General features: G+C 62.8%; 13 protein-coding genes. 5 read left to right on the forward strand and 8 right to left on the reverse strand.

What is annotated here, in order from left to right; translation table 11 throughout:
• Window positions 1–87: 87 nt before the first annotated feature.
• Window positions 88–1,722 carry a pentapeptide repeat-containing protein gene (locus tag KIT02_RS06260; RefSeq protein WP_297583698.1) on the reverse strand — a complete coding sequence of 545 codons (1,635 nt, stop codon included), beginning with the start codon at window positions 1,720–1,722 and terminating at the stop codon, window positions 88–90.
• 149 nt (window positions 1,723–1,871) lie between these two features.
• Here KIT02_RS06260 and KIT02_RS06265 point away from each other — a divergent pair, with 149 nt between their 5' ends.
• Window positions 1,872–4,136 carry an FdhF/YdeP family oxidoreductase gene (locus KIT02_RS06265; protein ID WP_297583700.1) on the forward strand — a complete coding sequence of 755 codons (2,265 nt, stop codon included), beginning with the start codon at window positions 1,872–1,874 and terminating at the stop codon, window positions 4,134–4,136.
• Between the two features lie 41 nt (window positions 4,137–4,177).
• The gene (gene fdhD, locus KIT02_RS06270; protein WP_297583702.1) at window positions 4,178–4,945 is read left to right on the forward strand and encodes a formate dehydrogenase accessory sulfurtransferase FdhD; all 768 of its coding nucleotides are present in this window, start codon (window positions 4,178–4,180) and stop codon (window positions 4,943–4,945) included.
• Here fdhD and KIT02_RS06275 read toward each other — a convergent pair.
• The 4 genes from KIT02_RS06275 to KIT02_RS06290 all read right to left on the reverse strand — a co-directional run bounded on the left by KIT02_RS06275 (window position 4,942) and on the right by KIT02_RS06290 (window position 9,198).
• Window positions 4,942–5,757: an ABC transporter permease gene (locus KIT02_RS06275; RefSeq protein WP_297583704.1), complete on the reverse strand. Its 816-nt coding sequence runs from the start codon at window positions 5,755–5,757 to the stop codon at window positions 4,942–4,944. The genes fdhD and KIT02_RS06275 overlap by 4 nt on opposite strands.
• The gene (locus tag KIT02_RS06280; RefSeq protein ID WP_297583706.1) at window positions 5,754–6,545 is read right to left on the reverse strand and encodes an ABC transporter ATP-binding protein; all 792 of its coding nucleotides are present in this window, start codon (window positions 6,543–6,545) and stop codon (window positions 5,754–5,756) included. The genes KIT02_RS06275 and KIT02_RS06280 overlap by 4 nt, the downstream gene beginning before the upstream one ends.
• A 146-nt stretch (window positions 6,546–6,691) precedes the next feature.
• Window positions 6,692–7,711: an ABC transporter substrate-binding protein gene (locus tag KIT02_RS06285; RefSeq protein ID WP_297583708.1), complete on the reverse strand. Its 1,020-nt coding sequence runs from the start codon at window positions 7,709–7,711 to the stop codon at window positions 6,692–6,694.
• A gap of 335 nt (window positions 7,712–8,046) precedes the next feature.
• Window positions 8,047–9,198: a hypothetical protein gene (locus tag KIT02_RS06290; RefSeq protein WP_297583710.1), complete on the reverse strand. Its 1,152-nt coding sequence runs from the start codon at window positions 9,196–9,198 to the stop codon at window positions 8,047–8,049.
• A gap of 199 nt (window positions 9,199–9,397) precedes the next feature.
• Here KIT02_RS06290 and KIT02_RS06295 point away from each other — a divergent pair, with 199 nt between their 5' ends.
• Entirely contained in the window at window positions 9,398–10,030 is a 633-nt protein-coding gene (locus KIT02_RS06295) for a helix-turn-helix transcriptional regulator (protein ID WP_297583712.1), read from the forward strand.
• Window positions 10,031–10,370: 340 nt separating this feature from the next.
• Here the strand turns inward: KIT02_RS06295 and KIT02_RS06300 are convergent, their stop codons facing one another.
• The 3 genes from KIT02_RS06300 to KIT02_RS06310 form a co-directional block, all read right to left on the reverse strand.
• Window positions 10,371–10,679 carry a hypothetical protein gene (locus KIT02_RS06300; protein WP_297583715.1) on the reverse strand — a complete coding sequence of 103 codons (309 nt, stop codon included), beginning with the start codon at window positions 10,677–10,679 and terminating at the stop codon, window positions 10,371–10,373.
• Between the two features lie 148 nt (window positions 10,680–10,827).
• Window positions 10,828–11,757 (reverse strand): DNA-binding response regulator, encoded by a 930-nt coding sequence (locus tag KIT02_RS06305; protein WP_297583717.1) that lies wholly within the window; start codon window positions 11,755–11,757, stop codon window positions 10,828–10,830.
• A complete protein-coding gene (locus KIT02_RS06310) occupies window positions 11,744–15,112 on the reverse strand; it encodes an ATP-binding protein (RefSeq protein ID WP_297583720.1) in 3,369 nt (1,122 codons plus the stop codon). The genes KIT02_RS06305 and KIT02_RS06310 overlap by 14 nt, the downstream gene beginning before the upstream one ends.
• 243 nt (window positions 15,113–15,355) lie before the next feature.
• On the opposite strand from KIT02_RS06310, the gene urtA reads away from it, so the two are divergent.
• The gene (gene urtA, locus KIT02_RS06315) at window positions 15,356–16,654 is read left to right on the forward strand and encodes an urea ABC transporter substrate-binding protein (protein WP_297583722.1); all 1,299 of its coding nucleotides are present in this window, start codon (window positions 15,356–15,358) and stop codon (window positions 16,652–16,654) included.
• A 161-nt stretch (window positions 16,655–16,815) separates the two neighbouring features.
• Window positions 16,816–18,426, forward strand: coding sequence for an urea ABC transporter permease subunit UrtB (urtB, locus tag KIT02_RS06320; RefSeq protein ID WP_297583725.1), 1,611 nt, complete (start codon window positions 16,816–16,818; stop codon window positions 18,424–18,426).
• Window positions 18,427–18,439: the final 13 nt, after the last annotated feature.

Raw genomic sequence — 18,439 nt, forward strand, 5'->3', positions numbered from 1 at the left:
CCCTCAGGGGAGAAGGGAAGGGCTCCGTCGTTTCATTCCTATCGTGAAGGGGTCTCGCCCCGGGCGGCAGCCAGGTCCGCGACAGGATCAGGGCTGATCGAAGCTTACGATGCGAAAGGCTGGCGCGTCGGCCAGTTCACCCATCCGGAAATGCTCGGTCTGGAGCGGCAATTCCGCGCGCTGGCTATCCGGCACCGGTTCCAGCCGATAGGCGCCCGGATCAAAACTCCCCGCCTCCGCCTGCGATCCAAGTGTTTCGAGAAATCCGGGGTCAAAGACCACGGCATCCTGAAAATCGACGCTGGCCATATTGGCGCCCGAGAAATCGACCGCACCGAAGGTGGCGCCGCGGAATGTCGAACCGGCGATCGAGGCGCCGGAAAAATCGACCTCATGCAAAAGGGCACCGTCGAAATTGATCGCAAAGCCCGCAGCCCCTGCAAAGCTGCTCGCTTCGATGCGCGCCCGGCGAAAATCGGCGCCGCTCATGCGGGTGACCCACAGCGTTTCGCTGTCTGGGGCCTGGTAAGTCTGGTGCGCCTGACTATTGGTCAGCGCCGCAAAGGAGACCGACTTGAGCTCCGTCCGCACGAACCTTGCCTGCTCCAATACGGCGCCACCGAACTGGACCTGGTTGAGAGAAATCCGAGAAAAATCGGCAAAGCGCAGATTGGCGTGCCGCAGCGACATCAGCACGAGAATGGGCGCGCGCACCTCTGCATAGCTGAAATCCGCGCCCACGCTGGTCAGCCACTCCGTGTCGAAAAACCGGCTCTGGAACAATAGGGTCAGCAATTGCCCCCGCTCTGGCGAGACCGGGCGATCGATCAGTTCCCCGGCCCCCAGTTCGGTGATGGCTTCGGGTTCGATCCCGGCGGCACGCAACTGGCTGGCCACACGCTCGGCCACGGGCAGGTCGCGGCGGCGCAGCAGGGCGGAGACGGAAATCTGCTCGTCATCGAGCTGCAGGATCGGCGATTGCAGGTACCGATAGGGTCGCGCTGCGTTGCTGGCCGCGACGATCCGGGCCTGGAGCGAGGCGCTGAGCGCATTGGTCGACAGCGAGCCATCGGCCATCGGGTCAATCGAATTGGCCTCATTGCCCAGTTCCGCCCCGATATCCAGGATTTCAGGCAGGATGGCGGCGCTGCGATCTGCATCACCCAGCTCGATCTGGTACTCGATCATGCGGTTCTGTTCGCTCAACCGCTCCGTCTGCTCGCGCAGCAACTGGTTTTGCTGGAACAGAAGGGCCGACCCGGCGAGTGCCGCAATCGCCGCGATAAAGGCGGTCATCGTCGCAACCAGCCAGCGCCGTGTCGCGATCCAGGCATAGCGCGCCAGCACCAGCTCTGCGAGCGACCGGGCCGCATCGGTCGCTTCGTCGACCTTCTGGGTTGCCGCATAGCGGGCGACATCGGCCAGCGGCTGGGCGAAACGCTCCATCTCGATTTCGCCGCGCCGGAACAGACTGCCCCAGATCTGCTTGCGGAAGATGAACAAAAGCGTGGCGATGACCAGGGCCACCAGCAACAGCACCAGCAGAACCGTAAGCACCTGCCCCAGATTCTCGGTGAGAAACTGCACGCCCGTCGTCGCGAGCGGAAATCCCGTGACCACGCCCAGGACAAAGACGAGCACGGCAGCCAGAATGTTGGCGGCGTCGGACTGCCGGCCGTTTGTCCGCGGACCAGCCAGTTTGGGGCCTTCGCCCTCGTTCATGAGTTTAGCCCCCTGATACCGGCCACAGCTTAATCGCAGGCGTAGCCCAGCAGAACCCCGAAAAGGGGGCGTCACACATCGGACCGGCTCTGGCCACGAACTTCGACCCGGTGCTAGGCTGTGATGCGCCACGTTTTTTGGAGGCCCCGATGACCGACACGCCAAGGTATAAGACCTATCAACACCCGGCTGGTGGCTGGGGTGCTGCGGCGGCAACGGCGAAAGTCCTCATGGAACAAAGCGTGCTGACAAAGGGCTCGCGCGCATTGCTGGAAATGAACCAGCCCGGCGGATTTAAATGTCCATCCTGCGCCTTCCCCGATGCGGACGAACGCAAGCGCCTGGAATTCTGCGAGAACGGAGCCAAGGCGCTCGCCCACGAGGCTACGAGAAACCGCGTTACGCGAGACTTCTTTGCGCAGCACAGTGTTGCCGACCTGATGGAGCAATCCGACTACTGGCTCGAAATGCAGGGTCGCCTGACCGAACCCATGCGCTACGACGCATCGTCGGACCACTATGTGCCTTGCAGCTGGGATGACGCCTTTGCGCTGATTGGCAAGCACCTGCGCGCACTCCAGAGCCCGCATGAAGCCGAATTCTACACCTCCGGCCGCACCCCGAACGAAGCGGCCTTTTTGTACTCAATCTTTGTGCGCGAATTCGGCACCAACAATTTCCCCGATTGTTCGAACATGTGCCATGAGCCAACCAGCCGTGGCCTGCCTCCGGTGTTGGGTATCGGCAAGGGTTCCGTCATTCTCAAGGATTTCGACGAAGCCGAAGCAATCTTCATCATCGGCCAGAACACCGGTACCAATTCTCCCCGCATGATGACCAACCTTGTGGAAGCGCGGAAACGCGGCATTCCTATTGTCGCGGTCAATCCGATGCCCGAGCGGGCGCTGATCAAGTTTACCGAACCCCAGGACGTCGTCCAAATGGCGACGTTCGGCTCGACCCCCATCGCCAGCGAGTTCGTCCACATCCGGATCGGCGGCGACCTCGCCCTCCTCAAGGGCATGATGAAGGTCATGTTCGAACGCGAGGCCGCAGGCGAACAAGTCCTTGACCACGCCTTCATCGACGAACATACCGCCGGTCTCGACGGCCTGCGCGATGATGTGTTGAGCCATTCCTGGCCGGAATTGGTAGAGGCCTCGGGCATCAGCGAGGAACAGATCCGTCGCGTTGCGGAGATCTATATCCGATCCAGGGCAACGATCATCTGCTACGGCATGGGCCTGACCCAGCATCAACAAGGATCGCGCCTGCTGCAACAAGTGGCCGCCCTGTTGCTGCTGCGCGGCAATATCGGCAAGCCGGGTGCCGGGATTGCGCCCATCAGGGGGCATTCCAACGTCCAGGGCGACCGCACGGTCGGTATCGACGAAAAGCCGACGCCAGAATATCTCGACCGCGTCAGAGACGTCTTCGGCTTCGAGCCGCCGCGCGACCATGGTCATCACGCCGTGGAATCGGTCGAAGCCATGAAGGCCGGCAAAGCCAAGGTTTTTATCGGCCTTGGCGGCAATTTTGTACGGGCAGTGCCCGACACCAACGAAGCCTACGCAGCAATGCGCAGGCTCTCGCTGACGGTGGGCATAGCCACCAAGCTCAATCGTGGCCACCTGGTGCATGGCCGGGACGCGTTGATCTTGCCGGTAGTGGCGCGATCCGAGCATGTCCGGACGGCCCTGGGCGAACAGGTCGTCACCATCGAGGATGCGATGAGCAATGTCACCCCGTCGCGGGGGGTGCTTGAGCCGGCCAGCGAGCACCTCCTGCCGGAAACGGAAATCGTCTGCCGCATGGCCATGGCCACGCTGCCCGACAGCAAAGTAGATTGGGCCCGCTACATCAACGACTACGCGGCCATACGCGACAAGATTGCCGAGGTTTATCCGGCCATCTATTCTGGCTTTAACGACAAGATCAAAAACCCCAAGGGTTTCCATCTCGATGTCCCCTCGCGCCGTCGGGTTTGGAAAACACCCAATGGCAAGGCCAATTTTCTGGTCTTCGAGGGGCTGGATGCCAATGCGCCGGTGGATGACAAGGACATGCTGCGGCTCGCGACCGTCCGCAGCCACGACCAGTTCAACACCACCATCTACTCCAACTCCGACCGCTATCGCGGCGTCTATAACGACCGCATGGTCCTGTTTATGAATGCGGATGACCGGCAGGATCGCGGACTGGAAGCAGGCCAGAAGATCAGTGTCGAGACGATCTTCCACGACGGCGTCTCAAGGCGTGTCGATGCCCTTACCGTGCTTGACTACCCCATGCCGCGTGGCGCAGTCGCGGGTTACTACCCCGAACTCAATCCCCTCTTGCCGCTGGATTATTACGATCGTATCAGCGGCACCCCGGCCGCCAAGTCGATTCCCGTGCGCGTCGTTCGGCAGTAATGTCCAGCACATCGGCAACTCGGACCATGGATGTTCTGCGATTGGGGCTCGGGGAACCGGGCACCAGCGAGACGGTCCGCCCCCTAGCGATCGAGGCGCCGATAGCCATAGAAGTCGGCGGCATCGGCTATGCCGTGATGATGGCAACCCCGGTTGACCTCGAAGACTATGTTGTCGGATTTGCCTTGTCCGAAGGACTCATTGCCCATCAGGATGAAATTTCAAACATGGTCATAAGCCCGATTGAAGGCGGCTTTCTCGCGCGCCTTGGACTGCCGCCGGAAGGTGTGCGAAAGGCTGTGGCGCGCGCGCGCAAACGCGTCGGTGAAAGCTCGTGCGGACTGTGCGGGATTGAGAGTATCGCCGAAGTCCTCAGGCCCCTGCCACGACTGAGTGCGACAATCGCGACGACCCGGTCTGCGATAGCTCGGGCTCTGTCCAATCTGCCCACTCATCAACTACTGGGTAGCGAAACAGGCGGTGCTCATGCCGCTGCATTCTGCACGCCGGCAGGCGAAATCCTGATGGTGCGGGAGGATGTGGGCCGGCACAATGCACTCGACAAATTGCTGGGCGCCCTGGCCCGATCAAACACCTCGCCATCGAATGGCTTCATCCTGCTGACAGCGCGTTGCAGCTACGAGTTGGTCGAAAAAACCGTGCGTGCCGGTTGCCCCATGCTGGTGACCATATCGGCGCCAACCAGTCTGGCAGCTGAGCGCGCGCGCGCGTCGGGATTGACCCTGGTGGCCCTGGCGCGTCCTGATGCTGCGCTCGTCGTCCACGGCGCAGAGGCCATCACCGGCTAATTGGCCATGGTGCTCCGGTGCGCCCAGCCGGTCATGCGCTTTTCGATCCAGGCCATCAGCGCATACATGGCAATGCCCTCGACGGCGAGCATGAGCAGGCCCGCAAACACCAGTGGCACGTTGAAGTTGGACTGCGCCGACGCCATCATCTGCCCCAGTCCATTGTTCGACGCCACCGTTTCGCTGACCACCGAACCCACAAAGGCCAGCGTGATCGCAACCTTCAGCGACCCGAAGAAATACGGCATGGACCGCGGAATCCCGACCTTGAGCATGATGTCGAGCTTCTTGGCCCCCAGGGCACGCAGCACGTCCTCGGTCTCCGGCTCTATGGTGGCGAGCCCCGTGGCCACATTGACCACGATGGGAAAGAACGAAATCAGGAACGCAGTCAGCACCGCCGGCACGGTGCCGATGCCGAACCAGATGACCAGGATCGGCACCAGCGCCACCTTGGGAATGGCGTTGAAACCGACCATGATCGGATAAAGACCGGCATAGATGGTCTTCGACCAGCCGATGAACAGCCCGATCCCCAGCCCCGCAACCACAGCGATCAGGAATCCGAGAACGGTGGTGTAGAGCGTCTGCACCGAGTTCTTCCAGATCGGCGACCAATACTGGACGATTGCCTCGAAGATGCGGCTCGGAGTCGGCAATATGGTGTGCGGCAGGCCGGACAGGCGCACGCCGATTTCCCACAGCACGAACAGCCCGATCGTGTAGAGCACGGGGGCCAGCCGCACCCAGTTGATCCGCAGGGCCGGGCGCGGCGGCGCGGCAATCGGGGAAACCGTCTGGTCGGCGCTCATGCAGCCACCCTCGCCGTGGCGATTTCGCCGTGCAGGGTCTGCACCATGGCGTTGAATTCGGGTTCGTAGAGCAGATCGAGCTGACGCGGACGCGCGAAGGGCACATCGTGTTCGGAAATCACCCGACCCGGCCGGGCGCTCATCACCACCACCTTGTCCGCCAGGAACACGCTTTCGCGCAGGTCGTGCGTGACAAGGACAATGGTGACGTCCTGCTCGGCATGCAGATCGCGGATCACGCACCAAAGCTCTTCGCGCGTAAAGGCATCCAGCGCCCCGAAAGGCTCGTCGAGCATCAGCAGTTCCGGCTCGTGGATCAGCGCCCGGCACAGATTGGCCCGCTGCTGCATGCCGCCCGACAATTGCCAGGGAAACTTGCTGCCAAAGCCCTTGAGGCCCACGGTTTCGAGAAGCTTTTCGGCCTTTTCGACATATTCGGCCCTGTGCCGGCGCAACCTATGGCGGTGCCGCTCGACGATTTCGAGGGGCAACAGGATGTTTTCGAGCGTGGTGCGCCAGGGCAGCATTGTCGGGTTCTGAAAGGCCATGCCGACGATGGAGACCGGCTTGGAGACCTGTTCCCCCGCGACGATGACATGACCCGATTGAGGGATATGCAGACCGGTGGTCAGCTTCATCAAGGTGGATTTGCCGCAGCCAGACGGCCCGACCACCGCGACGAATTCGCCACGCCCGATGGTGAGGTCAAGTCCGCTGACCGCCAGCGTGCCGGACGGCCCGCCATAGCGCATGTCGACATTTTCGATACTGACAAGAGGCGAGGCCATGCGGGCTCCCGATGCAAATTGGACCCGCCCCGGTCCGTTCTCGTTCCCTCGAATGAACGAACCGGGGCCGATGAACCCGGGCGCCCTTATCGCCCGAGCCGGGTCTGGTAGCGTCCCCCGATGCCTGGGCCGGGGAACACGATGACTTATGGCAGCATGCGCTCTTCGGCTGGCGGCAGGTATTGGCCGTCAAACACGTCGGCCGCAGTCACATTGCCCTTGAGACCCATGGAGAGCTTGAGCGTTTCAATGGACGCATCCAGCCGCGCCTCATCGATGCCGCCAAAGCCGTTCTCGACCACGTAGGGGGTCTTGATGTTCATATCGATGGCCATCTGCAGCCGCTCGGTCTCAGTCTCGACATTGAGCGTCTCGTTGCGGGCAATAACGGCTGCCGCTCCCGCTGCCGGGTCGGCAACGGCATCGGCAAAACCCTTGGCCAGCGCCCGCAGGAAACCGGTAACCGCCTCAGGATTTTCCTCGGCGAACGTCTCGTTCACGAGGACCGCGTTCCCATAGAGGTTGAGGCCATGGTCGGCGAACAGGATGGTGGCAATGTCGTCATCGGGCACGCCATTGGCCTTGAGGTTAAGGATCACCGAGAAGGCGAAGCCGAAGACGCCGTCCACATCGCCCGAGGCCAGCATCGGCTCGCGCACCGGAAAGCCGATGGATTCAAGCGTGATGGCGCTGTCGTCGATGCCGGCAACCTCCACGAAGGCGGGCCACTGCGCGAAAGCGCCATCCGGCGGTGGCGCACCCAGCTTCTTGCCTTCGAGAGACTTGGGATCCTCGGTCACGCCCAGCGACTTGCGGCCGACGACCGAGAAGACGGGCTTGTCATAGACCATCATCACCGCCTCGACCGGCTGGGCGGGGTCTTCGTCGAGGAACTTGATGACCGAATTGATGTCGCCAAATCCGAACTGGTAGGCGCCCGTTGCCACGCGTGGAATGGCCTCGACCGAGCCATTGCCCACGTCGATGGTCACGTTGAGACCTTCTTCGGCGAAATAGCCATTGTCCTGTGCCAGCAGGAACCCGGCAGCCGGGCCCTCGAAACGCCAGTCGAGCGTCAGCTTGATATCGGTCTGTGCGAAAGCGGGCAGGCTTACCCCGGAGGCGGCCAAGGCAATTGTGGCCAGGAGCATGCGGCGTGAAAGCATATTTGATGTCCCCAATGTGTATTGGGGGAAATCAAGCGCAGGCCAGTTCGCGGCGCAAGCAGTTTCTGCACATATCGGCGCCAGAAACTCATACTGCCTATTTTTTAATCTCAAATGCACGGAAGTGAACAAGAGAAGGGCGCGAAACCGAAGTTTCGCGCCCACGGGGCAGCCAACAAAGGAGCGTCAACCTTTGGGGCCGACCACCGTTTCAGGACGGAAGCTCTATTGGCGGTCCGTCGTGTAGAGGACCGGTGTCGGTACCGGTTTCCAGTGCAACGGCGGGGGCGGCATGGGGTTCCCTGAAGATTGCCTTGAACCAAAAATGTGATCGATCAGATGCTGGCGGTCAGGGTGGCACCGAGGCGTGAAACGGGCACCACTCCTGCGCCGGAATCCAACCAGGCCTGAGACGCGCCGAGCGTCAGCCGCAGCTGGTGGAAAAGGGGGGTCGTGAACCTGGCACTGACCTCGGTCCGGGACGACCACCCTGCCCCATAAAGCCCCGTCTCCCGATTGTGCGATAGGGCCAGCACCGCCTGCCGGTCTTCGGGAAGATCGGCACGAAGACCCAGTTCGGACTCCCACGTCGCGCCGGCCACATTGTCTATGGGCTTCAGCCGCTCGACGCCGGTGGCCCCGCGCAGATAGACCGAGCGCCTGTCGCTCAGCGCCACCTCTGCGGAAACATCGACATGAGGCAGCACCTGCAACCGCTCCGGCGCCGTGCGCGGCCAGACCAGGTCGACCCCGCCAAAGGCCTCGACGCCGATACTCCCGGAGCCAAGCCGCAGCCCGGCCGCCAATTGCACGCCATCGGCCGGCTCGCGCAGGAAGCTTAGCCGCTCGTCCTCATCCACCTGTGTAACAAAAGCCCGCGCGCGCGCCAGACTGGTAGCGGCCGCGCCAAGCGCCCACTCACCGTCGAGCCGAAAGGTGGTGAGGCCGGCATCGGGCGCCAGTTTTTGCGGCGGCAGCGGCAAGGGATCGAGCCGGGATAGGCCTGGGCGGAGTTGGATATGGTCGATACCCAGCACCAGAGCACGGCCGGGTGCGGCAAGGGTCAACTCGGCCAGCGCCTCATGTGTCAGGTCCGAATTGCTGATCGTCACCGGTATGTCGGCGAGGTCGAGGCTACCGCCCGACCAGTCGCGGCTCAGCGCATATCCGGCGCGCAGCGCCGCGCCCTCCCCCAGCGCCAGCCCCGCCTCAAGGCCGGCAGTGACCGACAGTTCATCGGCAATCGGCGTGGCCCCGAAGCGCGTCTGCTCCACCTGCAGACCACCCCGAAGAGCCATCTGACCGATCATGCCCTGGATGGAAAGATCGTGGGCCTGGCGTAGAAAAACGTCTCCCGCACCGTCCTCATTTTCACTGACATTGGACGTCCAGCCCGCTTCGAATGTGCTGGCGAGCGTGACCGGCGCCTGCGCTACGGCGGGCGCTCCGAGCGCGACGGACACAACGATGGTGAGCAAGCCGCGCATGCCGCGTTCCCGGCTGGTTGAAGACCCGGCCAGTCTGATCAAGCATGGTAACCGCGGCTCTACGGTCCCGATACGCAGTTTCCGAGGGGCGCTATGGTTCACATTAATGGTGAAGCGCCAAACCGGGCTACGTAAGTAGTCCGTTAACTACATTCCCGCCGCCCGATCGCCAATCCTGCGCCCATTCCAAGGACAGGCGATGAACGAAATTTCCCGATCCATAGGCCAGGCGCTGCGCAACTGGCGCATCCATGCCCGCATCCAGCAGGCCACGATTGCCGAGTGCCTTGGCGTGACCCAAAGCCAGGTCAGCCGCTGGGAAAGCGGCCGCGATACGCCAAGGCCGCACAATATCGACGCCATTCGCCGCCTCATCTGGGGGCCCGAAGCCGAACCGGCCCGCGCCCTGCGGCACTTCGTCGAACAATCCGATCAGCACCTGATGCTGATCGATGCCGACCTGAGCACAATTGCCCGCAGCCGTCCGCTGCGGGCCGAGCCCAATGTTCTGGACAGCTTTGGCTGGGTGATCGATCCCGATGCCAATCCCGCCTGCGCCCCGCTCTGGCGGCGGCTGGCGACCTTGCTTGCCGAGCCGGGCGGCGCTATTGGCCTCAACATCGTGCTGCCGTTCGAGCAGGACGGGCGGCAATGGTGTGCCAGTCTTGCGATGACCATCTATTCGCTTGCAGGCATGCGGCTGTGCCTCGCCGAACCGCGCTTCACACGCTCGGACGGCCTCGCCGACATGCGCCTAGAGGAAACCCGCATCGCCGAAACCGACACGCCCCGCCAGCGCACCACGATCTGGCAACGTGAACTGGCCTCCTGAAGTCCTTCACCTGTGAACTGATCCATCGGCTCCGTCTCCTTCACCTCCCCCTTGATGGGGCTTTGAAGCGGCCGAAGGCAAGATCGCTCCAGTGGAGCGAACTTAGCGGAAAAGGCCATGAGAGCTGAGCTCGAATGGCAAGTACCGCCGCTAGGCCCGCAGGGCCGTAGCAAAGGTAGGTGGGGGTGCTGGCGCCCCCGCTCTGACTGATGCCGTCAAGCCCCGCCCCGCCTCTTATACAGTCGAAAAAGCAAGAGCTCCGCCCAAAATAGAGAGACCCGCGCCGGGGCAGCGGCGCGGGTCGGCACGAAAGGTGGAGGCCAGCCTTTCGCGCTTGGGCTTACCAGCGGCCCTTGGTGCGCTTGTTGAAGCTGTTCCAGTAGTTGGTCTCGGAATTGTTGCTGTTGATATTGGTGTTCTGGCCGCCGAGGCCGAGAATGCCATTGCCGCTGCCGATATTGCTCAGGATCGAGCTATTGTTGCCCACGGCCACCGTGGTGCCGTTGAGCACGTTGATGTCCTTGATGCCGAGCACGGAGGTGACGTTGCCGAGCAGGCCACCCTTGGAGGTGTTGAAGAACCCGCCGGCCTGGGCGGCAGGGGCCATTGCCAGCGCGGCAACAACGGAAAGTGCGATCAGCTTTTTCATTTCGGTACTCCCTTTGAACACATGCCTGGTTGGCACGTGATGGAGGAAGCACCGGGCCGGCCGCACGGGCAATCGAACGCCCCTATTTCATGCGTTCCATGCGCCGGGAGCCCGAAAACTATGGAATTCTACTAGGTTCGTTGGCCGGTCAGAGTTCGAATGTCACCTGCAGCGCCTGGATGGCCTTGATGGCCGCCGAGGCCCGGTTCTCGACACCGAGCTTGGTATAGACCTGTTCGAGATGCTTGTTCACCGTGCGCGGGCTGAGCCCGAGAATATCGCCGATATCGCGGTTCGACTTGCCCCGGGCGATCCACAACAGCACCTCGCTCTCGCGCTGCGTCAGCCCGAAATGCTGGCGCAGGCTGTCCTCTTCGCCTTCCGCCTGTGCCGCAGCAAGGCGGAAGAGATATTCGTCGCCCCCCACAATGCCCAAGAATGCGAAGGTCAGCGGCGCCGCGCCGGCAATCGCCAGCTCGAACGCGGTTCCGGGTGAAGCCACTGTACCGGCGTCCAGCTTCCAGGCCGCAAAGGCCCGGGACATTTCCGCCTGCCCGTCGCCATCGATCCCCGCCTTCTCCAGCAACCGCGTCGCCTGCGGTGTCGACCACAACACGCCCCCATCGGCGGCAAAGGCCGTCAGGTGGCGTCCGGCGGCGTCCAGGGCGATGCGGGCACTCTGCGCGCGCCGGGCATTGGCAAGGTGAACGCGGATGCGGGCGCGCAGTTCGTCCACATTGATCGGCTTGCTGAGATAGTCCACGCCGCCGCTTTCCAGCGCATGGACGATGTGCTCGGTCTCGGTCAGGCCAGTCATGAAGATGATCGGCACATGCACCAGCGGCGCCATGGCCTTGAGCCGCCGCGCTGTCTCAAAACCGTCGAGCCCGGGCATGATCGCATCCATCAGCATCACGTCCGGCGTTACCCGCTGGGCAATGGCGAGGGCCGCATCGCCACTGCGCGCCACCAGGACGGTGACCCCGGCCAGTTCTAGAGCACTGGTCAGGAACCCAAGCGATTCCGGGGAATCGTCGACCAGAAGGACAATATCCTGCTCCTTCTCAATCCGGCTCATGGCTCACCCGTTCCAGCGTTTCGGCATAGCCGTCGAAATCGAAGGCCTCCATGTGGCGGCGCAGCGCCTCCACCAGCGGCAGGTTGCGCGGCTCGACAGCCAGTTCGCTCAACTTGGCGTCTATGCCGCGGACATGCCCGATTTGCCCCAGACTGGCCAGTTCCCGCAAGTGCTCTGCTCCGGGCGACAGCAGCTTTTTCTCGCGCGGCGCGGCGGGCATGGGGGCTTCGAACACCCATTCGAGCCCGAGGTGTGTCCCCAGCCGGTCCAGCACCTGCGCCAGGTCGAACGGTTTCGCCAAGGCGTCGTTATGCCCCGCGTCGCGGCCCGGCGTTGCCGCGCCATCCCCGATATTGGCCGACAGCATGATGATCGGTTCGACCGCTCCATGCGCGCGCAGGGCCGAAACCAGCTCCCATCCATTCATTTCCGGCATACGGATATCGATGAAGCTGAGGTCCGGTGATTGGGCCGCGCGCTGGGCCAGGCAATCGGCCCCGCCGGTCGCCGTCAGCACCGTAAAGCCGAGCGGCACCAGCATTTCGCGCATCAGCTCGCGATGATCCTGATTGTCGTCGACAACCATGATCGTCCGGCGCTCGCCCGCATAGCCGGTCACGCGGCGCGTATCGGGCGCCGGCTTGGCGGGGCGCTCCACCTTGGCCAGCATCAGGCGGGCCGTGAACCGCGTGCCCTGCCCCGGTTCGCTGGTCACCGAGATTTCGCCGCCCAGCGTTTCGGTCAATAGCTTGGTGATGGTCAGGCCCAGGCCCAGGCCCGGCGTGAACCGGTTCTTCTCGGCCTCGCCACGAACGAATGGCTCGAAAATGTGCGGCAGGTCCTCCGCGCCGATGCCGCTGCCCGTATCCTCCACCGTGAAGGTGGCCACCTGCATCCGGTATCCCACTTCAAACCGCACATGGCCCGCGCCCGTAAACTTGATGGCGTTGGACAACAGGTTCACCAAAATCTGCCGCAGGCGCTTTTCATCCGTACGGACATGGACAGGCAGGCTCTTGGCGCGCACATGGCGAAACTCGAGGCCCTTGGCCTCGGCCTGCAGGCGGAACATGTCGACGATCTGGTCCAAGAAATCCTGGATATTGATCTCGTTGGAATAGACCTGCAGCCGCCCCGCTTCGATGCGGGAAATGTCGAGCAGCCCATCGATCAACCCCGACAGGTGCTCGGCGCTGCGCCGGATCACCTGCACCGAGCCCTTGCGGTTGTCCGGCACATTGGCGTCCCGCTCGAGAATCTGGGCATAGCCCATCACAGCATTGAGCGGTGTGCGCAGTTCGTGGCTGAGACCAACCACATAACGGCTCTTGGCCTGGTTAGCGGCCTCCGCCTTTTCCTTGGCGCGCTGCAATTCGGCATCGGTGCGCGAGTGGGCGTCGATTTCCTTGAGCAGCAGCGTGTTCTGGCGCGAACTCTCCTCCTCCGCCACCAGCCGGCTGTCATGGGCCAGTACCAGGAACCAGGTCATGATGCCTGCCGCCACCGCCAGCACGAAGAACACCACCAGCAATGTGCCGCCCACGACGTCGCTGGTATGCGGTGCCGATTGCGCGGCGAAATAGTAGATCAGCCCCAGCATGGCGCCGAGAATGGCCAGCGCCAGTCCCATCGAAATCCCATATCGCCCGAGCCGCGTCTGCAATTTGTCGATTGCCCATTGCGGCAACACCGTTGCTGCCACCGCATGGGTCTGGGCGCGGAAATGGGCGTGCGGCTTGCACATGTCGTGGCAGCGCGCGTCCAGCGAGCAGCATAGCGAACAGATCGGCGCGGCATAGGCCGGGCACCAGGCCATGTCCTCGGGCTCGAACGGATGTTCGCAGATCGAGCAGGTCAGGGATGTCTTGCTGGCCCATGCCTTGCGCGGCTTGCGGGCCAGATAGTACCGCCCCTTGGTCGCCCAGGCGATTGCCGGGGAAGCCACAAAACAGATCACCAGCGCAATATAGGGAGCCAGTGCCGAGGCCATGTCGCCAAAGGCGCCAAAATGGGCCATCAGGGCAATGGTGGCCGAGATCAGCATCGACCCCACGCCCACCGGGTTGATGTCATAAAGGTGGGCCCGCTTGAACTCGATACCCGGCGGCGCCAGCCCCAGCGGCTTGTTGACGAACAGATCTGCCGAGATGGTGCAAAGCCAGGCCATGGCAATGATCGAGAAGATGCCCAGCGTTTCCTCGAGCAGCCGGTAGATGCCCAGTTCCATCAGCAACAGGGCAATCGCGACGTTGAACAGCAGCCAGACGACCCGGCCGGGATGGCTATGGGTGAGCCGCGAGAAGAAATTCGACCAGGCGAGCGAGCCGGCATAGGCGTTCATGACGTTGATCTTGAGCTGGCTGATCACCACAAAGCCGGCCATCAGCATCAGCGCCACGAATTCGTTGGGGATCATGTAGCCGAAAGCCACTGCATACATATAGCCGGGCTCGGAAGCATGTTCCGGCGAGACGCCGGCCGACAGCGCGAGGAAGGCCAGGAACGATCCGGCGATCAGTTTTGGTGCGCCGACCACCACCCACCCGGCCCCGGCCAGGAATATGCCCAGCTTGTGCCGCCACTTTGGCGCGCCCTCGGCCGGCAGGAAGCGCAGGAAGTCCACCTGCTCGCCGATCTGCGTCATCAGCGCCAGGATGACGGCGGACGCCGCCCCGAATTTTGCGACCTCGAAAGCCGCAATCGTGCCGGCCGCGCCCTCCGGCTGTCCCAGCCCGTTAAAGGCGCGCCACAGGTCGAACTTCTCCCAGTCCATGAAGGCAATGAAGAAGAACGGCAGGATGTTGAGCACGATCCAGAATGGCTGGGTCAGCAACTGGAAGCGGCTGATCATGCGAATGCCGTGGGTCACCAGCGGGATGACGATCACCGCTGATATGATATGGCCGATCCACAGCGGAATGCCAAAGGCCAGTTCGAGCGCACTCGACATGATCGAGGCTTCGATGGCGAAAAGGATGAAGGTGAAGCTGGCATAGATCAGCGACGTGATCGTGGAGCCGATATAGCCAAAGCTCGCGCCGCGGGTGAGCAGGTCCACATCCACCCCGTGCCGCGTCGCGTAGCGCGATATGGGCACACCGACCAACAGAATGGCGATCGAGGCCACGAGAATGGCGATCAGCGCATTGGTCGTGCCGTAACTGAGCGTGATCGCCCCGCCAATGGCCTCCAGCGCCAGAAACGAGATTGCGCCGATGGCCGTCTGCGAAATCCGGTCATTGGAAAAGCGGCGCGCCGACTTGGCGGTGAAGCGCAGCGCATAGTCTTCCAGAGTCTGATTGGCGACCCAGCGATTATAGTCTCTTCTGACCGGAATGATCCGCTGTCGTGCCATAAAGCGCCCAAGCCTTAACCAGAATTCTGCAATGCCCAAAAAACCGCCACACCCGTCTTAGCACGGCCGGTGGCAAAATCACGCGGTTTTTCAGGGCATTCGGGCCGTTGGCGGAATCTGGGCCAGAGCCTGTTACGTCAATCGACGTATAGGGCCCCGTTAACAAACCGGCACACAGTCCCCTCCGTCATAGGCGCCTCCCTTGGTGTCTTCGGGGCTCAACAGTTTCCAGAGGGACTTCACATGAACAACTTCAGCGCGAAATGCGCTCTGCTCGCCGCCGTCCTGGCCGGCAGCGTTTCGCTCACCGCCGTGCCGGCCATGGCGCAGGACGACACCATCAAGGTCGGCATCCTGCACTCGCTTTCGGGCACGATGGCCATTTCCGAAACCACGCTCAAGGACACCATGCTGTTCCTGATTGAGCAGCAGAACGCCAAGGGCGGCGTGCTCGGCAAGCAGCTCGAACCCGTCGTGGTCGACATTGCTTCGGATTGGCCGCTGGCCGCCGAACTCGCCCGCCAGCTGATCGAAGTCGATGGCGTCGATGCCGTCTTCGGCTGCTGGACCTCGGTCTGCCGCAAGTCGGTACTGCCGGTGTTTGAAGAACTCAATTCGCTGCTCTTCTACCCCGTGCAGTACGAGGGCGAAGAATCCCAGCGCAACGTGTTCTATACCGGCGCTTCCCCGAACCAGCAGGCCATTCCGGCCGTCGACTACCTGATGAACGAAGAAGGCGTCGAGCGCTGGGTCCTGGCCGGCACCGACTATGTCTATCCGCAGACCACCAACAAGATTCTCGAGCAATACCTGCTCGACAAGGGTGTGGCCGCCGAAGACATCATGATCAACTACACGCCTTTCGGTCACTCTGATTGGCAGACCATCGTCTCCGACATCAAGGCCTTCGGCTCGGAAGGCAAGAAGACCGCCGTGGTCTCCACCATCAACGGCGACGCCAACGTTCCCTTCTACCGTGAACTGGGCAACCAGGGCATTGCCGCCGAGGACATCCCGGTCGTGGCCTTCTCGGTCGGCGAGGAAGAGCTCTCCGGCTTCGACACCACCCCGCTGGTCGGCCATCTCGCCGCCTGGAACTACTTCATGTCGGTCGATACCCCCGAGAACGAAGAGTTCATCGCCGCCTGGCAGGACTTTATCGGCTCGACCGATCGCGTCACCAATGACCCGATGGAAGCCCACATGATCGGCTTCAACCTCTGGGTTGCGGCAGTCGAAGCCGCCGGCACCACCGATGCCGACGCCGTCATCGACTCCATCGTTGGCCTCGAAACCCCGAACCTGACTGGCGGCATCGCCACCATGCTCCCGAACCACCACATCACCAAGCCGGTGCTGATCGGTGAAATCCAGGACGACGGCCAGTTCTTCGTGGTCTGGGAAACCGAAGACCTCGTCCCCGGCGACGCATGGTCCGACTTCCTGCCCGAGTCCAAGATGCTCGAAGCCGATTGGACCGCCCCGATCAACTGCGGAAACTACAATACCGAAACCGAAACCTGCGGTTCGGCTGCGCAGTAAAGAAGGGTTACCCCACCTGACCTCCCCCTGAAGAAGGGGGAGGAACGGGCTGGTGACTGGGGCGAGATTTTGCCCGCACGCAATTTCTCCTCCCCCTCCTTCAGGGGGAGGCTGGGTGGGGGTGCCCACCATTTCGAACAACGACAAGGACTTGCCCCGCGATGCTGACTCATCTTCTGCGCCTGGCGCTTGTGCTCCTGCCGTTGTTCATGACCCCCGCTGCCATCGCCCAGGATGCCACCGTGGACATTCCCGCCCAGATCACGGCCATGGGCGAAGCCAATCTGCGCGAATTGACCGAGATCGTCTCGACCCTTGCCGCAACAGGTGACCCCGCCGTGGTGCCCGCCCTGACCGCGCTCGGCGCCGGCGACCTCTACCTCGACGAAACCACCGGCACGGTCGTCATCCAGCGCGGTTCGAGCCACCTCGATCCGGTATCCGGCGAAACGCTCGAACTGGGGGCCGATGCCGACCTCTCGCGCATCCGCGTCAACAACGGGCTGCGGCGCGACATCGCCTCCGCCCTCGCCGGCATGACCCTGATGAGCGACAATCCCCGTACGCGCCTGACCGCCGCGCAGGGTTTCCTCGCCAATCCCGACCCCGCCAATATTCCGCTTCTCGACGAAGCCATTGCCGAAGAAACCAATCCCGAAGTGCTGCGCGCCATGCAGACGGCGCGCGCCGTTACGGTTCTCCGCGACGATGACTCGAGCATCGAGGACCGGACCGCCGCCGTGCCCCTGGTTGCAAGCGGCGCCGGCCGCAATGCCATCACCATTCTCAATTCGGCGCTCAATTCCGCGCCCGAAGACGTCCAGCCCGCCATCCGCTCGGCCATTGCCGGCCTCGAGCAGGAACGCGCCGTCTGGGGGGCTCTCCAAAATGTCTGGTTCGGCCTGTCGCTCGGTTCGGTCCTGCTGCTGGCCGCCATTGGCCTGGCCATCACCTTCGGGGTCATGGGCGTCATCAACATGGCCCATGGCGAGATGGTGATGCTCGGCGCCTACACGACCTTCATCGTCCAGCTGATCATCCGGCAGAACTTCCCCTTCCTGCTCGACTATTCCCTGCTGATCGCCCTGCCCTGCGCCTTCCTGGTCACCGGCGCCATCGGGGTCGGCATCGAGCGCGGCATCATCCGCTGGCTCTATGGCCGGCCGCTCGAAACCCTGCTCGCTACATGGGGCCTGTCGCTCATCCTGCAACAGGCCGTGCGCTCGCTTTTCGGGCCGACCAACCAGATGGTGATTGCGCCGACCTGGATGAGCGGATCCTTCGAATTCTATGGCCTTTCAATCACTTATGGCCGGTTCTGGATCGTTATCTTCGCGGCTGTGGTCTTTGCCCTGCTGCTGGTGATCCTCAACCGTACACCCCTGGGCCTGCAGATGCGGGCCGTCACGCAGAACCGCCGCATGGCGTCCGCCATGGGCATCCGCACTCCATTCGTCGACGCCATGACCTTTGGCCTCGGCTCGGGCATTGCCGGGCTCGCCGGGGTGGCGCTGACCCAGATCGACAATATCTCGCCGAACCTGGGCCAGAACTACATCATCGACAGCTTCATGGTCGTGGTCTTCGGCGGTGTCGGCAATCTCTGGGGCACGCTGATCGGCGCCATGAGCCTGGGCATCGCCAACAAGTTCCTCGAGCCCTATGCCGGCGCCGTCCTGGGCAAGATCCTGATCCTCGTCCTCATCATCCTCTTCATCCAGCGCCGCCCGCGCGGCCTCTTCGCCCTCAAGGGCCGGGCGGTGGAGCAATGATGATGCTGTGCCG

It is taken from the genome of Devosia sp. (assembly GCF_025809055.1).
In the GTDB taxonomy this organism is placed as follows: domain Bacteria; phylum Pseudomonadota; class Alphaproteobacteria; order Rhizobiales; family Devosiaceae; genus Devosia.